Origin of the sequence: Bartonella refiksaydamii, assembly GCF_902652675.1 — a bacterium.
Classification (GTDB): Bacteria; Pseudomonadota; Alphaproteobacteria; order Rhizobiales; family Rhizobiaceae; genus Bartonella; species Bartonella refiksaydamii.
This window is the reverse complement of the sequence record NZ_LR736289.1, coordinates 117,688-143,075: the sequence shown is the minus strand read 5'-3', so window position 1 is coordinate 143,075 and position 25,388 is coordinate 117,688. Positions and strand designations below refer to the sequence as shown.

At 37.1% G+C, this 25,388-nt stretch carries 21 protein-coding genes; 10 read left to right on the top strand and 11 right to left on the bottom strand.

The genetic code is table 11. The annotated features are described in order from the left end of the window. Positions 1-216: 216 nt before the first annotated feature. From dxs to GQO39_RS00610, 3 genes are read left to right on the top strand one after another with little or no spacing between them, the layout of a single operon-like run. On the top strand, positions 217-2,139 hold the full coding sequence (dxs, locus tag GQO39_RS00620; RefSeq protein WP_156850502.1) for a 1-deoxy-D-xylulose-5-phosphate synthase: 1,923 nt from the start codon (positions 217-219) through the stop codon (positions 2,137-2,139). Position 2,140: 1 nt separating this feature from the next. Next, positions 2,141-2,890, top strand: a complete 750-nt coding sequence (locus GQO39_RS00615; protein WP_156850501.1) for a TlyA family RNA methyltransferase — start codon at positions 2,141-2,143, stop codon at positions 2,888-2,890. Continuing rightward, positions 2,883-4,136 (top strand): class I SAM-dependent RNA methyltransferase, encoded by a 1,254-nt coding sequence (locus GQO39_RS00610; protein WP_156850500.1) that lies wholly within the window; start codon positions 2,883-2,885, stop codon positions 4,134-4,136. The genes GQO39_RS00615 and GQO39_RS00610 overlap by 8 nt, the downstream gene beginning before the upstream one ends. A 65-nt stretch (positions 4,137-4,201) precedes the next feature. Here GQO39_RS00610 and tldD read toward each other — a convergent pair whose 3' ends face one another. Continuing rightward, complete coding sequence (gene tldD / locus GQO39_RS00605) at positions 4,202-5,620, bottom strand: metalloprotease TldD (RefSeq protein WP_156850499.1); 1,419 nt, start codon at positions 5,618-5,620, stop codon at positions 4,202-4,204. 106 nt (positions 5,621-5,726) lie between these two features. Further along, positions 5,727-6,266, bottom strand: a complete 540-nt coding sequence (locus tag GQO39_RS00600) for an invasion associated locus B family protein (protein WP_156850498.1) — start codon at positions 6,264-6,266, stop codon at positions 5,727-5,729. A gap of 396 nt (positions 6,267-6,662) precedes the next feature. Here GQO39_RS00600 and cyoE point away from each other — a divergent pair, with 396 nt between their 5' ends. The 4 genes from cyoE (at position 6,663) to rnhA (ending at position 10,272) form a co-directional block, all read left to right on the top strand. Continuing rightward, entirely contained in the window at positions 6,663-7,598 is a 936-nt protein-coding gene (gene cyoE, locus GQO39_RS00595) for a heme o synthase (protein WP_156850497.1), read from the top strand. A 186-nt stretch (positions 7,599-7,784) separates the two neighbouring features. Further along, complete coding sequence (gene ispH / locus GQO39_RS00590) at positions 7,785-8,840, top strand: 4-hydroxy-3-methylbut-2-enyl diphosphate reductase (RefSeq protein WP_156850496.1); 1,056 nt, start codon at positions 7,785-7,787, stop codon at positions 8,838-8,840. Continuing rightward, positions 8,840-9,799, top strand: coding sequence for a homoserine kinase (locus GQO39_RS00585; RefSeq protein WP_156850495.1), 960 nt, complete (start codon positions 8,840-8,842; stop codon positions 9,797-9,799). Before ispH ends, GQO39_RS00585 begins: the two co-directional genes overlap by 1 nt. A 5-nt stretch (positions 9,800-9,804) precedes the next feature. Then, positions 9,805-10,272, top strand: coding sequence for a ribonuclease HI (gene rnhA, locus GQO39_RS00580; RefSeq protein ID WP_156850494.1), 468 nt, complete (start codon positions 9,805-9,807; stop codon positions 10,270-10,272). 26 nt (positions 10,273-10,298) lie between these two features. On the opposite strand, the gene GQO39_RS00575 is transcribed toward rnhA, so the two are convergent. Further along, the gene (locus GQO39_RS00575; protein WP_156850493.1) at positions 10,299-11,177 is read right to left on the bottom strand and encodes a protein-disulfide reductase DsbD domain-containing protein; all 879 of its coding nucleotides are present in this window, start codon (positions 11,175-11,177) and stop codon (positions 10,299-10,301) included. 71 nt (positions 11,178-11,248) lie between these two features. On the opposite strand from GQO39_RS00575, the gene GQO39_RS00570 reads away from it, so the two are divergent. After that, entirely contained in the window at positions 11,249-11,833 is a 585-nt protein-coding gene (locus GQO39_RS00570; RefSeq protein ID WP_156850492.1) for a YqgE/AlgH family protein, read from the top strand. 66 nt (positions 11,834-11,899) lie between these two features. Here GQO39_RS00570 and GQO39_RS00565 read toward each other — a convergent pair whose 3' ends face one another. The 7 genes from GQO39_RS00565 to GQO39_RS00535 form a co-directional block, all read right to left on the bottom strand. Continuing rightward, positions 11,900-14,785: an EAL domain-containing protein gene (locus GQO39_RS00565; protein ID WP_156850491.1), complete on the bottom strand. Its 2,886-nt coding sequence runs from the start codon at positions 14,783-14,785 to the stop codon at positions 11,900-11,902. Positions 14,786-15,236: 451 nt separating this feature from the next. Continuing rightward, positions 15,237-16,511 carry a M16 family metallopeptidase gene (locus GQO39_RS00560; protein ID WP_156850490.1) on the bottom strand — a complete coding sequence of 425 codons (1,275 nt, stop codon included), beginning with the start codon at positions 16,509-16,511 and terminating at the stop codon, positions 15,237-15,239. An 84-nt stretch (positions 16,512-16,595) separates the two neighbouring features. Continuing rightward, the gene (gene thrC / locus GQO39_RS00555) at positions 16,596-17,993 is read right to left on the bottom strand and encodes a threonine synthase (protein WP_156850489.1); all 1,398 of its coding nucleotides are present in this window, start codon (positions 17,991-17,993) and stop codon (positions 16,596-16,598) included. A gap of 534 nt (positions 17,994-18,527) precedes the next feature. Further along, on the bottom strand, positions 18,528-18,899 hold the full coding sequence (locus tag GQO39_RS00550; protein ID WP_007553078.1) for a hypothetical protein: 372 nt from the start codon (positions 18,897-18,899) through the stop codon (positions 18,528-18,530). 222 nt (positions 18,900-19,121) lie between these two features. Then, on the bottom strand, positions 19,122-19,478 hold the full coding sequence (locus GQO39_RS00545; protein ID WP_156850488.1) for a hypothetical protein: 357 nt from the start codon (positions 19,476-19,478) through the stop codon (positions 19,122-19,124). A 189-nt stretch (positions 19,479-19,667) separates the two neighbouring features. Further along, a complete protein-coding gene (locus GQO39_RS00540) occupies positions 19,668-20,006 on the bottom strand; it encodes a hypothetical protein (protein ID WP_156850487.1) in 339 nt (112 codons plus the stop codon). A 1,069-nt stretch (positions 20,007-21,075) separates the two neighbouring features. Then, positions 21,076-21,771: an HAD family hydrolase gene (locus GQO39_RS00535; protein WP_007553075.1), complete on the bottom strand. Its 696-nt coding sequence runs from the start codon at positions 21,769-21,771 to the stop codon at positions 21,076-21,078. Positions 21,772-22,101: 330 nt separating this feature from the next. Here GQO39_RS00535 and GQO39_RS00530 point away from each other — a divergent pair, with 330 nt between their 5' ends. Next, a complete protein-coding gene (locus GQO39_RS00530) occupies positions 22,102-23,238 on the top strand; it encodes a site-specific DNA-methyltransferase (RefSeq protein ID WP_156850486.1) in 1,137 nt (378 codons plus the stop codon). 308 nt (positions 23,239-23,546) lie between these two features. Here the strand turns inward: GQO39_RS00530 and mutY are convergent, their stop codons facing one another. Continuing rightward, positions 23,547-24,653, bottom strand: coding sequence for an A/G-specific adenine glycosylase (gene mutY, locus GQO39_RS00525; protein WP_156850485.1), 1,107 nt, complete (start codon positions 24,651-24,653; stop codon positions 23,547-23,549). A gap of 163 nt (positions 24,654-24,816) precedes the next feature. Between mutY and GQO39_RS00520 the strand changes: the two genes are divergently transcribed. Then, positions 24,817-25,317: a DUF721 domain-containing protein gene (locus GQO39_RS00520; RefSeq protein ID WP_156850484.1), complete on the top strand. Its 501-nt coding sequence runs from the start codon at positions 24,817-24,819 to the stop codon at positions 25,315-25,317. Positions 25,318-25,388 lie beyond the last annotated feature (71 nt).

The following is a 25,388-nucleotide window of genomic DNA, read 5'->3' as shown; positions in this document are numbered from 1 at the left end:
GTATTTGTTGGGTTATTAAGGGAAAAAACCTTCATTTACAAAGAACAGATTTTAGGAGTTCCTTTTTTATGAAATGGGTTAGAAACAGGAAAATCTGTAGATAATTTCAAACAGATAAAGTATTTCAGTAAAAAATAGAACACACTGTGAACAAAGTAAGGAAAGGTGTGTAGCTTCATCTCGCTCTCTTGATAAAATAGATATAAGGAGTTTCTTTTGTCTAGGCCATTAACGCCATTGCTTGACTATATTTGTGTTCCACAAGATTTGCGGGCATTGCCTGAGTCTGATTTAGTACGATTAGCTAATGAGTTGCGGTCAGAAACAATTGATGTGGTTTCCGTAACAGGTGGTCATCTTGGTGCAGGGCTCGGTGTTATTGAGCTCACTGTTGCGTTGCATTATGTTTTTAATACACCTGAGGATAGAATTATTTGGGATGTTGGTCATCAAGCCTATCCCCACAAAATTTTGACGGGGCGTAGAGATAAAATTCGCACATTGCGTCAAGAGGGTGGATTGTCAGGTTTTACGAAGCGTTCAGAAAGTGTATATGATCCATTTGGAGCTGGTCATTCTTCTACTTCTATTTCAGCTGGACTTGGGATGGCGATGGCGAGTGCTTTGAAGGCGGAAACAAAACGAAATATTATTTCTGTAATTGGTGATGGTGCTATGTCTGCCGGTATGGCCTATGAAGCGATGAATAATGCTGGTGCTTTGGATGCTCGCTTGATTGTTATCCTTAATGATAATGATATGTCTATTGCGCCTCCTACGGGTGCTATGAGTGCTCATCTTGCACGGTTGGTCTCTCGTCCCGCTTACCGTAGTTTGCGTGAACGGGTAAAAGTGCTCAGCAAAAAATTGCCAAAGTTTTTTGGGGAGAAGGCACGTCGTTCAGAGGAGTTTGCACGTGGTTTTTTGGTTGGAGGAACTTTATTTGATGAACTTGGCTTTTACTATGTTGGACCAATAGATGGTCATAATTTAGAGCATCTGTTGCCTGTTTTGAAAAATGTTCGTGAATATCCTTATGGTCCTGTTTTGGTGCATGTAGTAACCCATAAGGGTAAGGGGTATGCACCTGCGGAAGCATCATATGATAAATATCATGGTGTTAATAGTTTTGATATTGTTACAGGCAAACAGGTTAAGATACAAAGTAAATCTCTTTCCTATACCAAGGTGTTTTCTAAGGCTTTAATAGAGGAAGCCAGTTATGATGATAAGGTTGTAGGGATAACGGCAGCAATGCCTACAGGCACTGGTCTTGATGCTTTTGCTGAAAAATTTCCGGAAAGAATGTTTGATGTTGGTATTGCTGAACAGCATGCTGTAACTTTTGCTGCGGGCATTGCTTGTGAAGGGTATAAGCCTTTTGTCGCGATCTATTCTACTTTTTTACAGCGCGCTTATGATCAGATTATCCACGATGTGTCGATTCAAAAATTACCGGTGCGTTTTGCGATTGATCGAGCAGGTTTTGTAGGGGCAGATGGTGCGACGCATGCTGGCAGTTTTGATATTGTTTTTTTGACAACTCTTCCTGAATTTGTTGTTATGGCGCCTTCTGATGAAGTTGAATTGATGCATATGGTACGTACTGCTGCAGCTTATGATGAGGGGCCGCTTTCTTTTCGTTATCCGCGTGGTGAAGGTGTTGGTATGGATTTGCCTGAGCGTGGTGAGTTATTAGAGATTGGAAAAGGGCGTATTTTGCGTGAAGGAAACAGGATAGCTTTGGTTTGTTTTGGAACGCGGATGTCGGAAGTGTTGATGGCTGCTAGTATGTTAGAAGCAGAAGGGTTGTCTACGACAGTTGCGGATGCACGGTTTGCAAAGCCTTTGGATAAGGATTTGATGCGTCGTTTGGCACGTGAACATGAAGTATTAGTGACAATTGAAGAAGGCGCAATGGGTGGATTTGGAGCGCATTTATTGCAGTTTTTGGCACAAGAAGGGCTTTTAGAGCATGGTTTGAAAGTCCGTACATTAAAACTTCCTGACAAATATTTAAGTCATGGTTCACCAGAGAAAGTTCTTTCACGTATAGGACTTGATGCTGTTGGTATTATCAACACGGTTTTTACTGCTTTGGGACGTGAAGTTGGGATAGTGCAGAAAAATCGAGTATGAGATGTACGTCAAAAAAAGGCTTGATATTTTCTTAGTTGAAAAAAACTTTTTTACGACGCGCTCACGAGCACGTGATGCTATCGTGCGCAAAACAGTTAAGGTTAACGGCGAAATAGTTGTTAAAGCTGGGCAAATTATTTCTAATGATGTGGAAATTATAGTTTGCGATCCAGCACAGAATTATGTTTCACGTGCAGCGTTAAAATTGATCAGTGCACTTGATGCATTTCAGATTGTAACCGATAAAGTGACTGCCATTGATATTGGTGCATCAACAGGTGGTTTTACGCAAGTTCTTTTAGAACGTGGGGTGGCTCATGTCATTGCCATTGATGTTGGTCATAATCAATTTGATGTGCGTTTATCGGGCAATAGTGCTATAACCTTATTAGAAGGTTTGAATGTGAGAGATTTGAAACAAAAACATTTAGACGGCCGAGAAATTAATCTCATAGTATCGGATGTCAGTTTTATTTCTCTCAAGCTTGCATTGCCTCCTGTTTTATCTTTGGCCAAAAAGGGAGCACAAGCTATTTTATTGGTAAAACCTCAATTTGAGATTGGCCGTAAGCATCTTGGTAAGGGAGGGATATTGAAAGATCCATCAATGGCTAAACAAGTTGCTGAAGAACTTTTTAATTGGTTGAATATGCAAATAGGATGGAGTGCAAAAGGTTTGCTTCCCTCACCTATTGTTGGTGGTGATGGTAATCTAGAATATTTATTATTCGGGGAAAAAAAGAGTGAATGATAATGTCATAATCGACCATATTGAAACGAACGGTCATGGTGTTTCCAACACACCTCATGGATCTGTTTATGTTCCTTTTACTTTACCAAGAGAATTTGCTGAAATCGCTGTTCATGGAAAATATGCTACACTCATAGCATTAAAGGAAAAATCACCAGAACGTATTGATGCCCTTTGCCAGCATTTTGGAGAATGTGGGGGGTGTGCACTTCAGCATTGGCGTGCCGATGTTTATCGCATATGGAAACGACAGCTAGTAGTCGATGCGCTCAAAGGATATGGACTTGATGTGACCATTTCACCTTTAATTGAATGTAAACCCTATAGCCGCCGACGAATTACTTTAACAGCATCTATGACACCACAAGGTCAGAGAGTTGGTTTTAATCGTCATTTTTCTCATGATATTGTGGCTCTTAAAGAATGTCCTGTGAGTCGCTCAGAGCTTATATCTAAGTTGGATGATGTGAGGATGTTATGTGCTTTTCTAAGCAATCATGTAAAACGGTTTCATATCACGATAACACAAGTTGAAAATGGTTTTGATGTTGCTTTAAGCGGTTGTGTTATACGACACGATTCTGTTCGTCAGAAAATGGTGCGTGCAGCCATTTTGTCTGGAATTACACGTTTGTCTGTCGAAGGGGAAGTTTTGGTTGAACAAGAAAAACCATTGATTTACTTTGGAGATGTGTGTGTTGAATTTCCGGCTGGTAGGTTTCTTCAAGCAACTTTTGAAGCAGAAAATACTATAAGCAATATTATTTTGACTCATTTTAAAAAAGCAAAAAATGCTGCCGATTTGTTTTCAGGAGTTGGAACCTTCGCATTGCGTATGGCTAAGAAAATGAATGTTCATGCGGTAGAAAATGATGAAATAGCATTAGCACATTTAGATTCAGCAGCACGTTTTGCTGCTGGTTTAAAAACAGTAACTTGTGAAAAACGTGACCTTTTTCGCTGCCCACTTTCTGTAAAAGAACTTGAGTATTTTGAGTGTGTTGTTTTTGATCCTCCACGCGCTGGAGCAGAAGAGCAAGCACGTGAGTTGGCTAAGGCAACAATACCACGTGTTGTCGCTATTTCGTGCAATCCTATTACATTTTCTCGTGATTTATCTCTTCTTGTTGCAGGTGGTTATACAGTAGAAAAAATTATACCGATTGATCAGTTTTTATGGTCGCCACATGTTGAAATTGTTGCTGTTTTGAGCAAGCGCAAAGTAAAGACAAGTTGGAAGCTTTAGCCTAAATCGACAAGCTTTCCTGAATTTATTTGAGAAATTTTAAAACCAAGTTCATTTGGTATATTTTATGAAAGAGCTGTCCCACCAATTGTCATATTATTGATTCGCAAGTGAGGTTGCCCGACTCCAACAGGAACGTTTTGTCCGGCTTTTCCGCACATACCGATACCATTATCAAGTTTGCTATCATTTCCAATCATTGTAATACGCTTCATAGCATCTGGCCCATTCCCGATAAGTGTTGCCCCTTTGATTGGGGCTACAATTTTACCATTTTCCACTCTGTAAGCTTCGGTACATTCAAAGACGAATTTTCCAGAAGTGATATCAACTTGTCCACCGCCAAATGAAACAGCATAGATACCATTTTTGAGTGAGGATAGAATTTCTTCAGGTGTTTTATCTCCTCCTAACATGATCGTATTTGTCATTCTCGGCATTGGTACATGTGCATAAGATTCACGACGTCCGTTTCCGGTTGGAGTAACCCCCATAAGACGAGCATTGAGTCTGTCTTGCATGTAACCAACAAGTTTTCCATCTTCAATAAGAACATTATATCCTGAAGGTGTACCTTCATCATCGACGGTGAGTGAGCCACGACATTGGGGAATTGTACCATCATCAACAACGGTAACACCTTTTGCGGCAATTTGTTTTCCCAAGAGTCCAGCAAAAGCAGATGTTTTTTTGCGGTTAAAATCCCCTTCCAAACCATGTCCTACGGCTTCATGAAGCATAACGCCTGGCCATCCATTGGCTAAGACAACATCAAATGTTCCGGCTGGTGCTGCTTCTGCTTCTAAGTTTATGAGAGCCATACGCAAGGCTTCATCAGCAGCATTTTTCCAATTTTCTTCACTAATGAATTGGTCAAAGGCTTGCCGCCCGCCACATCCATAGAAGCCATTTTCACGCCGATTACCATCAGCGGCAACTACAGATATAGAAAGCCGCACAAGAGGGCGAATATCACGAACTAGATGTTCATCTGCACGTAGAATTTCGACATGCTGTAGTGAACCGGAAAGAGAAACAGTAACTTGATGCAATTTATCATTTTTTGCTCGTAAATAAGCATCAATTTTTTGCAAAAGTGCACTTTTTTTCTCAAATGATGGAGCAACAAGGGGGTTATGAGGTTGATAAAGTCTTTTGTTTGTTCTTTGAGGTGCTGCATTATAAGGTCCAGCATGATTATTATAAGTAACAGCTTTCGCTGCTTCACCGGCACGTTTGAGTGCAGCAGCTGATAATTCACTAGAGTGTGCATATCCGGTAGCTTCTCCAGCAACAACACGCAGACCAAACCCCATATCTTGATGAAAGGAGCCGTTTTTAAGCTGTCCATTGTCAAATAAAAGCGTTTCGCTTTCTGTATATTCTAGGTAAAGTTCACCATCATCAGCGTGATGAAGCGTTTCTTTTACAAGTGATTGCACTTTAGACGAGGCAATATCAAAATAGTCAATCAGTGATTTCATAGTGGTTACCCTATTTTATGGGAACTTGGAAAATTCCTATTTGGCTTGTTTAAGAAGTTGTAAAGTATGCTATGAGATTGTAATCATTTAATGTGCGTAAATTTTATTATGTTGGTAAAGTTGCATAAGCATCACTAAGACCATGGAGATCAACAGATCCTCCAACTGCTTGCTCAGGAGTTGTAAAAATAAAGTAAGTTGCCATCTTACCTTTAAAAAAGAGCTGTAGTATATCTTCCCTAAGGACAGCTTCAGCAACACAATTATCACCAAGACAACGGCGATATTCTACTCTTCCCATATTTTTATCATCAATTTTAAGACCAACACCAGGGCGCAATTCAACGCGGATTGGAACAAAAACGCGCATCAAAGCTCCTTGATTTTTAGGGAGTTTGTAAAACGTAACACGGAGAGTGATGTCATGACGATTTTGTGTATGTACATTTTGTACAACTTCACATTGCATATTAGGTGTACCTGGAGGCAGAGAACAAATTTTTGTCCATGCACCGTAGTTTTGTGGAGCAGGAACATTTTGTTCATGAGATGTTTGTGCAAGTGCATGATTGATAGAAGCACTATAGAGCGTGTAAATAATAACACAAACAAAGAAAGTTTTTTTGAGCAATTTATAAAGTACCACAGAAAGTCCCAACCATATCAACACTGCATTATTATACGTAGCTCTACATAAAATAAGTTCTCGAGCCGAAATTATAACACAAAATCATTATCTGCCCAAACATATTAATCCATATGCATGAAATAAAAAAGTAGCAAAAATGTCATAGCAGAAAAGGTTATTAGCTTTGCTTTATAATGTTTGGTATGATTATTTTTACGGTACGTTTTTATAATAGATAATGTGTATTGAAAAAATGTATTTTTGTTGCGAATATTTTCATCTGTTTTTAGGGGACACGTACAAGAGAGGTATCCTAGTATGTTTTCAAAACACTATGATATTAATTGGTCATTCGCACATGCTAGATAGTATTTGTCTTGTGGATGACAGAAATGAAAAAGGCTTTTGAGTGGAATGTCTGTTCTAAGAGAATTATCGGCTGCAAGTGGTAGATCAACTCCACCAAAATCCAGTATTGGTGATTATATCACGTTGTTAAAACCACGGGTGATGTCACTTGTTGTATTTACAGCTTTGGTTGGACTTGTGATATCACCTGTTTCTGTGAATCCATTTTATGGTTTTTTAGCAATATTGTGTATTGCTATAGGTGGTGGTGGTGCGGGAGCACTTAATATGTGGTATGATGCTGACATTGATGCTATGATGGAACGTACCAAAAATCGCCCCGTTCCTACTGGCAAAATCAGCCCTAAGAAGGCGTTTATTTTTGGCATGGTTCTTTCTATACTTTCTGTATTAATTATGGGGCGCTTCATTAATTGGTTTGCAGCACTTTTGCTTGCGTTCACAATTTTCTTTTATGTTGTTATCTATACGATTTGGCTAAAACGTATCACGCCGCACAATATTGTTATTGGTGGTGCAGCTGGTGCCTTCCCACCAATGATTGGATGGGCTGTGACAACGGGTACAGTGAGTATTGAGAGTTTTTTATTATTTTTGATCATTTTTATGTGGACTCCTCCGCATTTTTGGTCTCTTTCTTTATTTTCCTCTCTTGATTATAATGCAGCAGGCGTTCCTATGATGCCTAATGTACGAGGTGAGCATTCAACAAAAAAACAGATCTTATTTTATACTGTGCTTATGGCAATATGTGCTGCAGGTCCTTACATTATAGGTTTCGCAGGAATTTTTTATGGTATTTTTTCGACAATTTTGAGCATTATCTTCGTTTATTTTGCCTACCGCTTGTGGAAAACTGATAGGCATGATGAAACTATTTTAATGGCAAAAAAAATGTTTTTCTTTTCGCTATTTTATTTAGCTTCTCTTTTTGGAATTCTTTTGATTGAATCTCTTGTATGGTACTTTTTTATTCTCTAATACAATGAAAGAGAGAGCAATTAAAAAAGCTTTTTGCCTGAAGAAAATGTCATAAGAGTGCTCTCTATGGTGTACTATTGTAGAAGAGGGTGGTATTGACGGTTTTTCTCTTTACACTGTTTGTGTAGTGCATAAAGATAGCCCGTTTGAACATATGGTTAAAGGTATAGATATTAAGGATAGTTTATGTATGTACTTCCTCCTTTGACAATACGTCTTTGCGGTCCGCGTGGCTTTTGTGCTGGGGTTGATCGTGCTATTCAGATTGTCCTTCTTGCATTAAAAAAATATGGTGCTCCAGTGTATGTTCGTCATGAAATTGTGCACAATCGCTATGTGGTTGAAGGATTGCAGCAACATGGTGCTGTTTTTGTTGAAGAACTTGATGAGATTCCAGAAGAACACCGCAGTCAACCTATTGTATTTTCTGCCCACGGCGTACCGAAGTCTGTACCAGAAGAGGCACGTCGCTATAATTTGTTTTATCTCGATGCAACATGTCCGTTGGTCTCTAAAGTTCATAAACAAGCAATACGGCATCAACGTCATGGACGTCACGTTATATTGATTGGTCATTCTGGTCATCCTGAGGTGATAGGAACAATGGGACAGCTTGAAAAAGGAGATGTGACATTAATTGAAACGATTGAAGATGCTTTACATTATCAACCAAATAATCCAGATAAATTAGGATTTGTTACACAAACGACACTTTCTGTTGAAGATACAGCAGAGGTTCTCGCTGTACTACAACGGCGTTTTCCTAAATTAGAAGCTCCAGCTGCTGAATCAATTTGCTATGCTACTACGAACAGACAAGATGCTGTTAAGGCAGCAGCGTTGGGGAGTGATTTGTTTTTGATTGTTGGAGCGCCCAATTCCTCTAATTCGCGACGTTTGGTAGAAGTTGCTGAAAGGTTTGGTGCGCAACGGGCTGTTTTAGTTCAGCGTGCTAATGAAATTGATTTTAATTGTCTGGGAGTTCTTTCCGTTGTAAGTCTTTCAGCGGGGGCTTCTGCTCCCGAAATTATTATTGATGAAATCATTTCAGCTTTTCGTGAGCGTTATGACGTTACAATAGAATTAGCAGAAACAGTGGTGGAAACAGAAACATTTTTGGTGAGTCGCGAATTACGTGATATCACTTTAACACCTCAAGATATGACTTTTGTTAATGGTCGAGCTAAGACGCTGAAAAATGAAAATCAGAATACACACATGCCTATGACGAAAGCAAAATAATGGCAGTTTATACAAATATCCATCTAAATGATTTGAAGGTATTTTTGAAACGTTATTCGATAGGTTCGCTTTTGTACTATCAAGGGATAGAGGAGGGAATAGAAAATTCTAATTTCATACTGTATACAACAGAAGGGAGGTTTGTTCTCACACTTTATGAAAAACGTATTTCAAAAAATGATTTACCCTTTTTTTGCAGCCTTATGCAGCATTTAAGCCAGCGTGGAATTCCTTGTCCTCAACCAGTGGTACAAAGTGATGGGACAACGATTGGTGAACTAGCAGGACGTCCTGCAGCTATTATTACTTTTTTGGAAGGGATGTGGATTCGTCAGCCCAATATATGCCATTGTGGTGAAGTTGGAACGAGTTTAGCGCAGCTGCATTTAGCAGGACGGGATTTTACACTCAGCCGTAAAAATACCCTTTCTGTTATGGACTGGAAGTTATTGTGGAAACATTGCCAAATGAGCAAAGATGCATTGTTAAAGGAGTTTGGGCAAAAAATTGATATGGAATTGGCTTTTTTACACAAAAATTGGCCGTCAGATTTGCCAACAGGCATTATTCATGCTGATTTATTCAATGATAACGTGTTTTTTTTGAATCACCATCTTTCTGGTATTATAGACTTTTATTTTGCTTGTAATGATTTTTGGGCTTATGATTTAGCAATCTGCTTGAATGCTTGGTGTTTTGAACAAGATCATTCCTATAGTCTCTCAAAAGCACATAAGTTATTGGAAAACTACCAAAAAATAAGGCCATTACTTCCCTTAGAATTAAAGGCGATTATTTTATTAGCACGTGGTGCGTCTTTACGTTTTCTTCTTACGCGCCTTTATGATTGGTTTAATACACCGCCGGATAGTTTTGTGGTTAAGAAAGATCCACGTGAATATTGGCACAAGCTATGTTTTTTCAGTAGTATAGATTCACTCAGTGAATTGGGTTTTTGAATTTTATGTTAAATCAACAAAAAGTCGTTGAAATTTATACAGATGGTGCTTGCTCTGGTAATCCTGGAGTTGGAGGATGGGGAGCAGTTTTACGCTGGAATGGTCATGAACGTGAACTTTATGGTGGACAAGTGCACACGACCAATAATCAAATGGAATTGATGGCAGCTATTTATGCATTGAAGGCGCTTAAAGAACCCTGTTCTGTCGATCTCTATACAGACTCTGTGTATGTGCGCAACGGTATCTCTAAGTGGCTTGAAGGTTGGAAGAAAAATCATTGGCGTACGGCGTCAAATAATCCTGTGAAAAATGTGAAATTATGGCAAGCTCTTGAAGATGTTTGTTCTCATCATACTATCAGATGGCATTGGGTAAAAGGGCATGCGGGACATCCAGATAATGAGCGTGCAGATGCACTTGCTCGGAAAGCAATTACTAAATATCGTGAAAATGGATACTTTCCGACGTAATCTTTGTTTGAAATCTTTGTCTTTTATCACGGAGTAGCAAGAGAGTTTGATTGCGTATGGAGTATGAATGTTCCACTTAAGGCATAATTTTTAAAGGCAACTGTATAAAAAACTGTTTGGTTTATTTCCTTTGGTGTGAAGGAGATGGGAGCACTAAAGAGTGTATATTCTGCGTTTTCAATCACTTTTTTTGCTGGCCCAATTTGCATTTCTCCTCCGTCTAAAAAGAGAGAAGAAGGTATGATTTTGTTATTATTTTGTATTTTGATGAAAAGGGTGTCTCTCTCTTGTTCAGCGCTTATTTTAAATTCAGGATGCGTTGTACGGGGTAGGGCATCTTGAACCTCCTTTAATAGGGATAACGGGAGGTGTTTGTTTTTTTGAATAGATAGAGAAAAATCAAAGTTAACAGTAAGCGGAAGACAGATTTTATTACATAATCCAAGAGTTAAAGTGCCACTTAAATTTTTGCTTGAACCGGAAATACTGAAGGGTAATACTACTTTATCTTTATAGCCTAATGACCAGTCATTTTCGGTTTCATAAAGCTGTGGTGTAGGATAAAAGATTTCATAAGAAACTTGTTGGTTGAAGGTGAAAAATGGTGCAAAGCCTGAATTGCCGGGATTCCGCCAGTAGGTTTTCCATCCTGGTTTAAGAAGAATTTCAATAATACCGTCTCTTATTCCAGAAAGAGAGGGTTCGGTAATAGCTAATCTGATACAACCACCATCTGATTCATGCCAAGATGTTGGAAAAAGATATGCGTTTTGTTTTTTTTGAGCACAGACGGGGATGTTAAGAAATTCTAAAAATATGAATGTTAAGATTAAAGTAACTAAAAATTTTTTATAAAAAAAAGTTGCGATATTTTGTAAGTTTATAAGTATTTGAATTTTTTTCATTGGAGCTTTATTTTCCTTTTGTACGAACTGAGTTGAATTTTATGATGTAAATTATGGAGAATAACAGATTGATGAAGCAGTGTAATGGCTTTTTGGGTGGGCAGTTGCTCATAGCAATGCCAGGGATGAATGATAAACGCTTTATTCGTTCTGTTGTTTATGTTTGCGCGCATTCTGATGCTGGTGCTATGGGAATTATTCTCAATCAGTTGCACCACATTGATTTTCCAGAGCTTTTGCTTCATCTTGGGGTTATAAACAGTGGTCAAAAAAAATGTCTTTCTGAACCAATAAAAAAATTTCCAGTACGCTATGGTGGGCCTGTTGATCCTTCACGTGGTTTTGTATTGCATTCTGATGATTACGTTTGTGAAGAAACTGTTTCTATTGCAGATAAGATCTGTTTTACTGCAACGATTGATATATTAAAAGCAATCAGTTGTGAACAAGGTCCACAACATGCATTGATAGCATTAGGCTACGCTGGGTGGAAAGCCGGACAGCTCGAGGCAGAAATCTCTGCGAATGGTTGGTTGATTAGCTCTACATCACCTAGTTTTCTTTTTGAAAGCAATTTAAATTGCAAATATGATGAAAGCTTGACCCGCATGGGAATCAACCCGACCTATCTTGTTTCTGACATGGGGCACGCGTAAAGTTTCACGTATTTTCCGAGTTTTTGATTTTATACAATGTGTTATCCATGGTGTTTTGTCCTACCATTATGTTTTAATTGTATAAGGGAAATGATTTTGAACGAGAGTGATTAATTCTTCAATAGCAATTGGCTTAGTAATAAGCGTGCTTTGAACATATTTACAGCCTTCTTGGCGTAAGAAGATCGCTTCTTTTTCATTTTCCACACCTTCTGCGATGATTTGCAAATTAAGATCAGTTGCCATATTAATTATAGATTTGAGAACAAGCTTTTTCTTACGAGAGTCTATTGAGATAAGTGAACGATCCAATTTAACCATGTCGAATGGGTAACGTACGAGATAAGTAAGTGACGAATAACCTGTTCCAAAATTATCTAAAGCAAGATTCATTCCAAGAGCTTTAATTTGTTCAAGAAAGTGTGCTGATTGTTCAGGGTTTTTTCTTAAGACAAACTCGGATATTTCTATCATCACCGCCCCTTTGTTGAGTGGGTAGCGAAGCAGGGCGGAGCGCAATTGACTGATAAAGCGAGAATGAACCATTTCTGTACTTGGTAAATTAATTGAAATGAAGAAAGATTGTTTGGAAAATTTTTCTTGTACATTTGTAAGATCCATAACGGCGTTATCAATGATAAATTGTGCCAAATCCATAACGATTTGTTCATTTTCTACAATCTTGATAAAATCAGAGACATTTAAATTTCCATAACTTGGATGATGCCATTCTACAATTGTTTCAAAACCAATAATGTGTCCATCTGATAAATTAAGAATAGGATGGTAGAGGATTTTTATTTCATTACGTTTTATGGCAGTATGAATATCTTTCCTCATAGTGTTATGTTCAATGCCTAAGGTACGAAAATTGGGGTGAAAAGGTTCAATATGGTTGCCCCCCATTTGTTTTGCTCGGATCATTGCCAGTTCGCTATCATTTAAAATATCTTTAGCGGTCGATCTGCTTTCACTCCATGTAACCAATCCAATTGAAGTTGAAAGTGTTATTTTTTTTTCTGTAAGTGAAATAGGTGCTGAGATTGTTTTGTGCAGATGATCTGCAAATGCTGCAATTTTCTGTGGTTCAGTTTCACTGAGTAAAATGATTGCAAAACGGTCTGCGGAAAGACGTGATAAGGTATCTTGAAAATTAATAAGACGGCTTAAACGGCGTGCGATGATGAGTAATACAGTATCACCAACAGCTATGCCTAATTTACGATTAATTTGACGGAAATTATCAAAGTCGATCATAAAGACAGTTGGTTTAATTTTGATATTTGCTTTAGCCAAAGCGGTATAATTTTGTAGCCTGTCAAAGAAGATTTGTTGATTAGGAAGTCCCGTTAAGCTGTCGTGAATTGCATCATCCAATAAGCGTTCTTCAGATTTTTTATGGTTGGTAATATTTACAATCGTCCCAATGACGCGTGTAATTTTTCCATCTTTTTGCATAGCTGGGCGTGCGCGAAGGGAAAACCAATGATAATAACCACCACCGGAAGAGAGCCTAAAAATTTGATCGATACGTCCTTTTTTCTTTTTAAGAATGATATCCAATATAGCTTGAAAGCGTTCACGATCTTCATAGTGCAAGGCTGAAATCCAGTTGCTCATAGGTCCATTGAGTTTATGGGTTTCAGTACCAAAGAGGGTTGCCATGTTTGGATGTACAACAATGCAGTCACGTTCAACATTCCAGTCCCAAATAATATTTCCAGCCCCCTTTGCTGCAAGTACTTGTTGTTCAAGATCAGAAAATATTCCTTCATGGAAAGCGTCATTAGAAAAAGTTTGTTGCATGACAGTAAAGCTGATAAGAAGAACAATGAGCACTAATCCTCCCGCTAATGCTGGCTGGATAATATCATTGTTTAAATACCCTGCTATGCAGGCATAAGCTCCGACACACCAAAAGCTAATGAGCAGCCATGTCGGTATAAGCATGATTGCGCGGTCATAGCTTCGGAGTGAAAAATAGCTGATTAAAATGATACCAAGCACAGCGGTGAGGCCAAATGACATACGAGCGATGCCCGCTGCTCTGGTCGGGTCATAAATAGCAAATGCTCCCAAACCACAAAGAGCGATGGTCCATACAATTGCACCATAACTAAAGTGATAGTGCCAACGGTTAAGGCATAGATAAGTAAAAAGGAAAATGAAGAGAGTAGCGGCAAGCGCTACTTCTGTACTAGCACGCCAAATGGGTTGCGTTGTTAACGTCACTGCAAAGAATTTATTTAAAAAATTAAAGTCGATGCCAATATAAAAGAGTACCGCCCAAGCGATGGCAGCTGTTGCAGGAAAGAGACCGGTTCCCCGAACGACGAAGAGAACAGTTAATAAGAGTGCTAAAAGACCTGATATACCAAGCAGAATACCATGATAAAGCGTATAGGAATTGATTGCATCTTTATAGGCTTCAGGTTGCCATAAATAAATTTGTGGTAGATTTGCAGAGTTAAGTTCTGCTACAAACGTAACCACAGCACCAGGGTTAAGTGTAATACGAAAAATATCAGAGTTCGCACTGGCGTGGCGATCGAGAGAAAAACCTTCGCTTGGAGTTATGGATTGAATCCGCGCTGATCCGAGGTCTGGCCAAAGAAAGCCTGAATGAGCTATACGATAATGGGGTGCAACGATAAGACGATCTATTTGTTCATCTGTTGGGTTTGCAAGGGAAAATACTGCCCAGTTTCCAGAAAATTTTTCACTTTTTGCTTGCACTTCAATGCGCCATACAATGCCATCTGGTCCTGGTGCTGTACTTGTTTGAAAGATAGAGCTGTTTGTATGGTGAATTTCAATTGCTTTTGAGAGGTCAAGAGCAGCATCCTGAGAAGAAATTTTAACTGGCTCAATTGCCTGTGCTGACGTAAGGTGGACAAAAGAACTGATGATTACAATGTAAATGATGTCAATAATTTTACGCAAACTCTTCACAATGTCCCACTCTTAATATTTTATGATGTTTAATTTTAACTTAGATTTTCAAGAAAAAACGTCTACCTTTTATAGTTTGAGCTGCATAACAAGCGGTTGTTGTTTTTTTGAAAAATTATACGATTTTATACAAAAATAAACCAAACATCTACTTGCCTCAATGAAGTTTGAATTTGATAGATTTTTATATTTTTGTAGGGCAAAATTAAACCATGAGTTTTCAGATTTCATAGATATACCTTCGTTTATAAGATACTTTATCACATGAAGTGGAAGTCAGGTAGTTTTGTACGCCTCTTTGATGAATATTTCCCAAACTTATTCAATGAAAAGAACTTTTGTGGTAAATTTTAGCGTAAAGCCTGAGCACATTGTTATGCTACTGCTTTTTAAAACAGTTTTCTATATCTCCAATATACACGAAAGCATTTGGAGAAAATTCTATTTAATCTTACTTGATTTTGTGTGAAAGAATTGATGTTAAATCATCAAAATTCATAAGGGGGCCGATAGGTCCAACAGCGGCCAATGTTGGAGTAGAATTGATAAAAAGACGATGCGCTAAATTAGTTAATCTTACAGGAGTAATGAGATCTAAGCGTTCAATGGTTTCAGATATTGGAATTGGTCTACCGTAAAGAAGTATTTGGCGGGCAATAAGATGCGCCTGACTAGATGGGCTTTCTTGTGACATTGTAAGATTAGCACGATATTGTGCTTGTGCACGTTGAAGTTCATTGGCATGAATATTTTTGCTTGTTTTAGAAAGCTCATCAAGAATCACGGGGAGTAGTTCTTTTAGCCCCTCTTGTCCCGTAGCAGCGTGAACTCCAAAGAGCCCTGTATCTGAAAATCCCCAATGAAAAGCATAAATAGAATAGCATAATCCACGCTTTTCTCTTATTTCTTGAAAGAGACGCGATGACATGCCTCCGCCAAGAATAATGGAAAGAATTTGGGTAGCATAAAAATCCCGAGCATGATAAGCGCGCCCTTCAAATCCGAGAACAACTTGTGTATCCATTAGATCACGATATTCACGAAAATCACCGCCGACATAATTTGCAAGGTTAGTGAGAGGCGCTGTTGAATGGGGGCGAAAAGTGCTAAGACGGCTTTCAACTTCTTGCAGGAAATTCTCATGCTGTACAGCTCCTGCCGCAACTACGATCATACGGTCTGCGCTGTATTGTTGATTCATAAAATTATGGAGGTCAGCAGATGTAAATGATTGAATTGTTTGTGGAGTGCCTAAAATAGAGCGACCAAGGGATTGGTGACGAAATGCTGTTTCAGTAAAGTGATCAAAAACAATATCATCAGGAACATCCCGAGCGGCACCAATTTCCTGAAAAACCACTTGTTTTTCTCGTTCCAATTCATTGTCTTCAAATTTTGAATGCATCAAAATATCGGCTAGAATGTCAATAGCAAGGGGGACATCGCTTTTGAGAACGCGCGCAAAATAGGCAGTTGTTTCAGTACTGGTCGTGGCATTGATTTCACCGCCAACATCTTCAATATCGCTTGCAATTTGAAAGGCTGTGCGGTTTTCTGTTCCCTTAAAGGCCATATGTTCAAGAAGATGGGCTATACCGTGTTGTGTGAAAGTTTCATTGCGTGAGCCAACTTTTACCCATATTCCGAGTGCCACACTGTCAAGCTGTTGCATTGTGTGTGTGGCGATAGTCAAGCCATTACTGAGGCGACTTATATCTACACGCATGTGTCTCCAACTCCATTTAACAAGCCAATTGCTTTGTTATCAGGGCAATTGGAATATTCTTGATTCGAATTAATGCAACTAACATTAATAAGATGCACGTGTTTTTAAAGAAATATAATCTTTTACTATTTTTTCATCATTAGCAAGACTTATAAAGCGTTCTTCACGTTCCATTAAATCATTGAGACAAGATGGCCATGGGACATTAATCCCACAGGAATTTTTGATGGCATCAGGAAATTTAGCAGGATGAGCGGTGGCAAGGACGATCATTGGAATATATGGTTGCTTATTTTCGCGCGCTACTTTAAGCGCAACAGCTGTATGTGGATCAGCGAGATAGCCGCTTTCCTTATAAACATGGTCAATCATTTGCGCCGTTTCAGTCATGTTACTTTTCCCAGCAGAAAACAGAGAACGAATATTCTTGAGCTGCTTCTCACTAAGATTAAAACATCCTGATTTTTTCAAATTTTCCATCGCATTACGAATCCATACAGGATCACGTTCGCCACTTTCAAACAGTAGGCGTTCAAAATTAGAAGAGACTTGAATATCCATCGAAGGTGATGTTGTATGGATTATTGGTCGTGTTTCATAAGTACCGCTGGTTAATGTGCGTGGGAGGATATCGTTATCATTTGTTGCAATAACCAATTTGGCAAGGGGTAATCCCATACGGGCAGCGACATAACCTGCAAAAATATCACCAAAATTTCCAGTAGGAACAGTAAATGAAACAGCTCTATCGGGAGCACCTAAAGCAAGTGCAGATGAAAAATAATAAACAATTTGCGCCATGATACGTGCCCAGTTTATAGAATTAACTCCCGAAAGCGCTTTTTTTCGTCGAAAATTATGGTCGTTAAACATTGCTTTGACGAGTGCTTGGCAATCATCAAAATTTCCTTCAACGGCTATAGCATGAATATTTGTGCTGTGGTTGGTAGTCATTTGTCGCTGCTGAACGGGTGATACACGCCCTTTAGGAAACAAAATAAAAATGTCTGAGTTTTCTCTTCCAGCGAAGGCTTGTATTGCAGCTCCCCCAGTATCTCCTGATGTGGCAGCAATAATTGTTGTGCGTCTATTTTTTTTAGTGAGAACGTAATCCATCAGTCTAGAAAGAAACTGCATTGCGACATCTTTGAATGCCAAAGTAGGACCGTGAAAAAGCTCAAGAATAAATTCATCTGTTCCAGTTTGCAATAATGGACAGGTTACTGGATGACGAAAGGTGGCATAAGATTCGGAAATCATATTCTCGAAAGGTTTATATTCGATCTCATTATTCACAAAGGGCCAAAGAACGGTTTTAGCAATTGTAGTATAGGATTGTCCACGGAGCGCTCGTAATGCATCAGGTGATAATTGAGGAAATTTTTCTGGAAGGTAAAGCCCACCATCACTAGCTAGGCTAGTCATGATCGTTTCAGTAAAGCCTAGAATAGGAGCTTCACCTCTTGTGCTAATATATTTCATGAATCTTTTCTTTCATTTATTTTTAGTGAACTGATAAAATTTTATATTTCATGTTTTTAAAAATATTTAAATGGTAAAACGAAGGACTTTTTTGTTTATGGTAGAGAATTCTATTTGGAGGGGCGCTTATTTTATAATTTATGCTGCTTTGTTAAGTTTCTTGAATATTTTGAAGATACAAAGTAGTATTTCTCAAAGCCTTTTATAAAAATTCAATGGGGAGTGTCTGTTTTCGGTTCTAATTTAGGCAATCAAAGATTCATCACAATCAAGTTTTTAGCTATGATTTATGTGAGAGAGTTGATCAGAGAACCCTAGGGTATTGCGTGTAGATTACGCATATTGAGTTGTTTTTTTAGTATAAATTGTCAATTTTTATGTTGATAGGTATTATATTTATTAGCCTTATTAATAATTTCAGCAAAGTCATTCATGGAAAGAATAAAAGGCATCCCTCCTGATGATTTAAGGCGGGATGCAATTCAATCACTCTCCCTTTGACAAAGAAAAAAGAGCTAATGGCTTTAAATTATTTTACTTTTTTCCTTGAAACTTACTTATTGCCCATCCGAGTATTCCAGTAATTATACCCATAAAAGTTCCTGTAAAGATGCCAAAACCTAGAGCTCCTATTGTAGTGAAAAATCCTAGAGTAATGGGTTCAAATACCTTCTCAATTTTTCCTTCAATGAGAGCTTCATTTTCTGTTCTATAACTTAGACTTGGAACATAGAGAGCAGCCATACTGATAGCTTTTTTCTTTCCCTGCTCAATTATGGAAACAGGAATACTTTCTTGTTGAGAGGCATTTCTCACATTATTTGCATTAACATTCACGACCTGTGTAAGAGAAAAAGCGACCGCTATATAAATAGTTAACACATGGTTTTTAAACATTTTTACCATAATTTTACCTCAAATACTTTTATTTTTAATATAATTGGGCAAACACTTTGATGAATCCAATGAGCATGCCGAAAGAGACAGATATAGTTAGAGCTTTCAATATTCACGATATTATAGTTCATTATGTATTTTTGTAAATGGAAATAAATATAGCGTGATGTTATAATTTACGTTTTGTTTAAAAATTCTATGAAGTTCTACTATAAAAGATGTGAAAGGGTGCTATCGTATTGCAGATTTGATGAGATTTATTACCCACCCGAGTAACATACCTACAACAGTTGTGGCATATCCAATTGCAACTCCAATACCAAAAGTCCCTAATGTAATAGGCTCAACTACCTTTTCAACTTTTTCTTCAAAGGCAGCCTCATTTCCCGCTTCATAATTTAAACTTGGAATATAGAAAACAGACATATATGTCGTTTTCTTTCTTTCTTGTTCTGTTACGGAAATAAAAGCGTTTTTTTCTTGAGGGTTGTTTCTCATATGATTTGCATTAACATTCATAACATGTGAAAAAAAAATAGCAAATACTATAAAAATATTTAACACGTAATTTTTAAAAACCTTCATCATAGTTTTACCTTATATATTTTCTAGTTTCGATGTAAGTAAGCGAATGCAGCAATACTCAGTAAATGCAAAGATAGACGCACACGCACTCATATTTATTTGGCAGTGTAAGAAGGCGCTTCATTATGTGTTTTATAATATTATTACAAAAATATAATGAAGCTACCTCTTAATAATTTATACTAAACCGCTTTATTTGAATATTAATACCATGTCCTTTATCCATCCTATGATTGAACTTATGAAGCTTATTGCGTATCCAGCAGCCAGTAATCCAAATCCTATTGTGAGTGGTTCAACCACCTTTTCAACTTTTCCTTCAATAATAGCTTTATTTTCTACTCCATAATTTAAACTGTGGGCGTAGAGAGTAGCCATACTGATTACTTTTTGTTTTACTGCGGATAGAGAGGTAGTTTCCTGCTGAGAGCTATTTTTTAAGTAGTTTGCATTAACATTCGCAACCTGTGTAAGAGAAAAAGCAATTGCTATAAAAATACTTAACACATGATTTTTAAACACTTTTACCATAATTTTACCTCAAGTACTTTCTGTTATTAATATTGTTATATAGACATGCTTACAGAGACAATAAGTTAACTTAAAAATATCAAATTCACTTATTGTTTGCATTGTGCACATACAATATATATCATTATGTTGCTTATTGTCAACTAAAAAATACTTTTTGTAAAATAATATGGATAATATAGTTCTATTATGTATTTTACTTAATCAAACAACATATTTAAAAAGTTTATCGAATAAGAAAATTATTATGATAATAGGATAATTTTATAATAAAGAATGAATATTTTTTGTCGTTTAATACATTTTTTGAGATATTTTGTTTGCATGGTATAGACAAGTATATGGTATATGAAGCAAAGATAATCAATGATTAGATAATAACATAAGCAGCTAATTAGAAAAATTTAATTATAGAGAGAATAAAAAAATATTCATTTTATCTATTTTATAAAACTTAAAATTATTCAAACAGATGATATAGTGTAGTTTGGATCATATTGCATTTTTTGAAATATATTCAGCTATAATTTCTAATTCAAAACTTTGATGATAATAAATTGATTGAATGCTTGATTTAGCTCCCAATGTGCATGTAATAAACATCCTGAAAGTTTTGACTTTTAATTCATCAATAGGATTTTTCTATACTTTATCAATACCAAGTTTATGGATAGAATATTATCCGTAATAAAAGTTTCTATGACCCATATCTAGAGATCATGGTTTGAGGATTATCCATTATAACGTTTCTCTACGCTATCATAACCACATGAATGAATATGTATATCTGTGCTTGTACTAATTTAAAGCTATATTATAAAGACAAAACAAAATTTATATTTTTTCATAAGAACAAGAAGCAGAGCTTAAATTGTATAGGGATGAAAATTTTACTGACTATAACAATGGTATAGGCGTATACCAAGCTATTTTTCATATATAGCCAATGCAGTTATATATTAATTATTTATAATAAAGCATACTGTAATTTAAAGAAGAACTGCCTAGCAAAAATATTAAAATATTTTTTAAGAGAGTTTATGAGCTGATATGCGTTCAAGGAACTTTTTTATGATACGTCTTGCCATACTGCCATTGCTTCTAAGACTTCTCCTAAATAGGCATGTTTGTTGATGGTCGTTTCAGCTCCAGCATCTGCAAGCGCGTTAGAGTGACCAAGGTAACTATGCGATCCTCCAGTAAAACCAATAGTGCGCATGCCCGCTGCTATTGCAGCATGTACGCCATGAAGTGAATCCTCTATGACAATAGTATTTGGAGGCTTGGCATGTAATTGTTGTGCAGCAAAAAGAAAAACATCAGGGGCAGGTTTAGTTTTTTTCGTCCCAACTTCAGGTGCAGAAAATATTGTATCCTCAAAAAGATCATAAAGATCAACGATAGTGAGCATTTCCTTTATATCTACACTTTTTGCATTAGAGCAGATGCAGTAAGGATAGCGAGATTTAACATTTTCTACAGCTTCTCTTATCCCATCAATAGCACGTAACTCGGTTTTCATTTGTATCCGAAAAAGATTTGACATTTGATCAATAAGATGAGCAGAAATTGGCTTTCCTGTTTCTTGTTCAACTTGTTTAAGAATATCACAAAAAATGAGTCCTGCATAACGCTTACTTAATTCCTCAGGTGCTATTTCATATCCTGCTTGTTTCAGTAATTGAGATCCAATTTTTGCTGCGAGATATTCAGAATCTACCAGTACTCCATCACAATCAAAAATAATGAGATCTATCTGAGGCATGAGATATTCCTTTACGTATTATTTATAGCTTGAAAACTTTCATGAAAATGCGATTGAGACGATTTTATTTCATAAAAATACGTTTTGAAAGTGATTCTTATCTATTTGACGAAATAAAAAATATGGGAACAGTGTGTTGAAAGGAAGAAAAATAAGGATTTTTCAGTATGAAATTCCTTTATTTTTCTTGAAAAAGAAAAAATGAATAACAATTCCGTAGGAATTTAACGATACGTTTACTCTATTTTGTAAATATAGGCTGATAATGCGGGCCTATAAGCCATTTTGATTGATTATAGGGTAAATTCAGTTCATTTTGTTGGGTTTTTCATGACAGTTATTCAGCTTCAAAAAGATTTCGTTCGTACTTCCTCACAGACTCTATGGCGCAATAAAATTTTCAAAGGGGATTGTGTTGCCGTACTGGAAAAACTTCCAAAACATTCAGTTGATATGATTTTTGCTGATCCCCCTTATAATTTGCAATTGGATGGTGTTTTATACCGTCCAGATCATTCTCTTGTTGATGCGGTTGATGATAAATGGGATCAGTTTGAAAGTTTTGCTGCTTATGATGCTTTTACGCGTGCATGGTTGCTTGCTTGTCGCCGTGTATTAAAACCCAATGGAACGCTTTGGGTTATCGGATCCTACCATAATATTTTCCGAGTTGGTACGGCATTACAAGATTTAGGTTTTTGGATGCTTAATGATATCATTTGGCGTAAAAATAATCCCATGCCTAATTTTAGAGGACGTCGCTTTCAAAATGCTCACGAGACACTTATTTGGGCTGTTCGAGATCAAAAAGATAAAAAGTATACGTTTAATTATGACGCCTTAAAAGCTGCGAATGAAGATTTACAAATGCGTTCAGATTGGCTTTTCCCTCTCTGTACTGGTGCTGAACGTTTAAAAGATGAGGCAGGGCATAAATTACATCCAACACAAAAACCACAAGCGTTATTAGCACGTATTATTATGGCTTCTAGTAAGCCAGGTGATGTCATTCTTGACCCATTTTTTGGTTCAGGAACAACAGGTGCTGTTGCCAAACTTCTGGGGCGTGATTTTGTAGGTATTGAACGCGAGCAAGATTACATAGATGCGGCGTGTGAGAGGATTGCTGGGGTTAAACCTTTAGACAAACCAGAATTGGCAATTTTGGATAGAAAAAAAGCAGAACCGCGTGTAGCATTCAACAGCTTACTTGAAGCTGGTTTACTGTATCCTGGAGAAGTTCTTTATGATAGGAAGAAGCAAGTATCTGCTATTGTAAGAGCTGATGGTACAATCATGCATGGTGGTGAAGCTGGTTCTATTCATGCAATGGGAAGAAAGGCTCAAGATTCACAAAGCTGTAACGGTTGGACTTTTTGGTATTATGAGGAAAACGGAAGGTTGAAGTCCATAGATAATTTAAGAATGATAATACGTTCACAGATGTTGAAAACCGGTGTTCTGTGAAGTAGCAAGTTGGCATCATCGCTATATTTCCGAACTTTCAATATTGTTATTGTATTTAGACGTTTCATAAGAAGTATATTGATTATTTTCTTGAATGTTTTTATCCACATACCAATCCTGCTTGTGATGTTTAAGTGAACGTTTTTTAATAATTCATCATAAGAGAATTTGACATGAGGGAATCTCACTATATTAAAGGTTCTCATTCAAGCAGAAAAGCGATGAATTATCATTATAAATCAATGTATTTTATAAAAAATGAAACATTACATATTGAATTAAAAAGTTCGTTTTTTCAGTGAAGAGAGTTATTTTAATCTAAACGAATTGGGAATCGCTACGGAAATGGCTTTTTTCATAACAATGGGGAGTGCTTCTTCGGAAAGATACTGAATGTCGCACCACCAGCCATTTTCATGATTCATTTCGTGAATACTATTGGTGTAGTAAACGTCAAGTTTCAGAAAAAAGTGAGTAAAAGCATGTTTAATTTGTCCTTTGAATTGCCAATTGGCTCTAAAGGGCGCGTTTTGGAGTCCGTTTTTGTTGTCTATTCCAATATTGTTAGGAATTTGTGTCATTCCACCTAGAAGTTTTTTCCCCTGTCGTTTTTCTAAATAAATTTGTCTGTTTTCATTCAGTATAACAAAAGCACTACTAGTTTTTGAAGGGCGTTCTTTTTTAGGGGCTTTGACTGGGAAGGACTCTGTCATTTGCATTTTTGCTGCTCTACACAAACTTTGAAGAGGGCAGAGGTAACAAGATGGTTTACGCGGTGTACAAATGGTTGCTCCTAGGTCCATCATTGCTTGAGCAAAGTCACCAGGGCGTTTTAAAGCAATAATTTTTTGTGTTTTTTCCTTAATTTCTGTTTTTGCTTTTGGCAGTACTGAAGCGATAGCAAATAAGCGGGCTACCACGCGTTCCACATTACTATCAACAACTGCTACAGGATGGTTAAAAGCAATTGCAGCAATGGCTGCTGCAGTGTAGTCTCCAATACCCGAGAGAGTTCGCAATGCTTGTACGGATTGAGGAAATTGCCCTCCGTAGTTTTCGATAAGCTGCTTAGCACAATTTCTAAGATTACGTGCGCGTGAATAATAGCCAAGACCAGCCCAAGCTTTCATGATATCATCTTGCGAAGCTTTTGCTAAAGAGAAGAGATCAGGCCAAAGTTTCAAAAATTTCTGAAAATAAGGTTTTACAGCTTCGACAGTTGTTTGTTGAAGCATGATTTCAGAGAGCCAAATCCGATAGGGGTCAGAGCGGGTGCCTTGTGCTTGTTTTTCAGGAGTAATACGCCATGGTAAATGGCGGTGATTCTGATCGTACCAAAAAAGGAGGCGCGAAGAGACTTCATGCATGATTGTCTTCAACCATAAAGAGATATAAAATGCAAAAGGAAAAAGCATTTATTTTGCAATTTATGGTTTGTTTTTGTCCATTTATTATAGAACTTCTGGATAGATAAATATCGGATTTCGGCGATATTTGATGAGTCTTTAGGAAAAGAGCACTGAGATAAAAGAGAAAATTATTATAATTTGATAAATGATTTGATGATGATTTAGAAAAATGAGCAAAAAATTTCAAAAACGTCATTTTTATTCTCTCTCTGAGACGGTATCCAAGATACTTGATCCGGTTTTGCACAAGCGGACAGGACTTAATATTGCACTTATAGAACATTGGTCACAGATTGTAGGCTGTGATGTTAGTGAATATACAATGCCGTTAAAAATTATTTGGAAACGTCGTGTACATCAAGAAGAAGTTTTCCAACCTGCAACACTTGTTGTGGCGTGTGAAGGAGGGGCTGTCTTAAAATTTATGCATGAAAAAGATGAATTACTCCATAGAATTAATGTTTTTTTTGGATATGTCGCTATTGATCATATCAAGATTGAGCAAAGGTTTATATCTACTCTAACAAATCACTTACCGATAAAGCTAGGACCAAATGAAAAAAACAAAAAACGTATAGAAAAAATGCTTGAAGAAGTTGAAAATGCAAATTTACGTCAATCACTTTATAAACTTGGCTGTTGCATTTTCGCAGAAAAAAATAATAAATAGCAAGGTATCTTATATATTTTTCTTTAAGTATATGAGAGAGTGTTAGATTCTTATCCGTTTAATAACAACAG

Excerpts from the sequence above, each read along its gene's own strand:
- GQO39_RS00615 (WP_156850501.1), top strand. The coding sequence starts at position 2,141 with ATGTACGTCAAAAAAAGGCTTGATATTTTCTTAGTTGAAAAAAACTTT.
- tldD (WP_156850499.1), bottom strand. The coding sequence starts at position 5,620 with ATGAAATCACTGATTGACTATTTTGATATTGCCTCGTCTAAAGTGCAA.
- cyoE (WP_156850497.1), top strand. The coding sequence starts at position 6,663 with ATGTCTGTTCTAAGAGAATTATCGGCTGCAAGTGGTAGATCAACTCCA.
- ispH (WP_156850496.1), top strand. The coding sequence starts at position 7,785 with ATGTATGTACTTCCTCCTTTGACAATACGTCTTTGCGGTCCGCGTGGC.
- GQO39_RS00585 (WP_156850495.1), top strand. The coding sequence starts at position 8,840 with ATGGCAGTTTATACAAATATCCATCTAAATGATTTGAAGGTATTTTTG.
- rnhA (WP_156850494.1), top strand. The coding sequence starts at position 9,805 with ATGTTAAATCAACAAAAAGTCGTTGAAATTTATACAGATGGTGCTTGC.
- GQO39_RS00575 (WP_156850493.1), bottom strand. The coding sequence starts at position 11,177 with ATGAAAAAAATTCAAATACTTATAAACTTACAAAATATCGCAACTTTT.
- GQO39_RS00570 (WP_156850492.1), top strand. The coding sequence starts at position 11,249 with ATGAAGCAGTGTAATGGCTTTTTGGGTGGGCAGTTGCTCATAGCAATG.
- GQO39_RS00560 (WP_156850490.1), bottom strand. The coding sequence starts at position 16,511 with ATGCGTGTAGATATAAGTCGCCTCAGTAATGGCTTGACTATCGCCACA.
- thrC (WP_156850489.1), bottom strand. The coding sequence starts at position 17,993 with ATGAAATATATTAGCACAAGAGGTGAAGCTCCTATTCTAGGCTTTACT.
- GQO39_RS00550 (WP_007553078.1), bottom strand. The coding sequence starts at position 18,899 with ATGGTAAAAATGTTTAAAAACCATGTGTTAACTATTTATATAGCGGTC.
- GQO39_RS00545 (WP_156850488.1), bottom strand. The coding sequence starts at position 19,478 with ATGATGAAGGTTTTTAAAAATTACGTGTTAAATATTTTTATAGTATTT.
- GQO39_RS00540 (WP_156850487.1), bottom strand. The coding sequence starts at position 20,006 with ATGGTAAAAGTGTTTAAAAATCATGTGTTAAGTATTTTTATAGCAATT.
- GQO39_RS00535 (WP_007553075.1), bottom strand. The coding sequence starts at position 21,771 with ATGCCTCAGATAGATCTCATTATTTTTGATTGTGATGGAGTACTGGTA.
- GQO39_RS00530 (WP_156850486.1), top strand. The coding sequence starts at position 22,102 with ATGACAGTTATTCAGCTTCAAAAAGATTTCGTTCGTACTTCCTCACAG.
- mutY (WP_156850485.1), bottom strand. The coding sequence starts at position 24,653 with ATGCTTTTTCCTTTTGCATTTTATATCTCTTTATGGTTGAAGACAATC.
- GQO39_RS00520 (WP_156850484.1), top strand. The coding sequence starts at position 24,817 with ATGAGCAAAAAATTTCAAAAACGTCATTTTTATTCTCTCTCTGAGACG.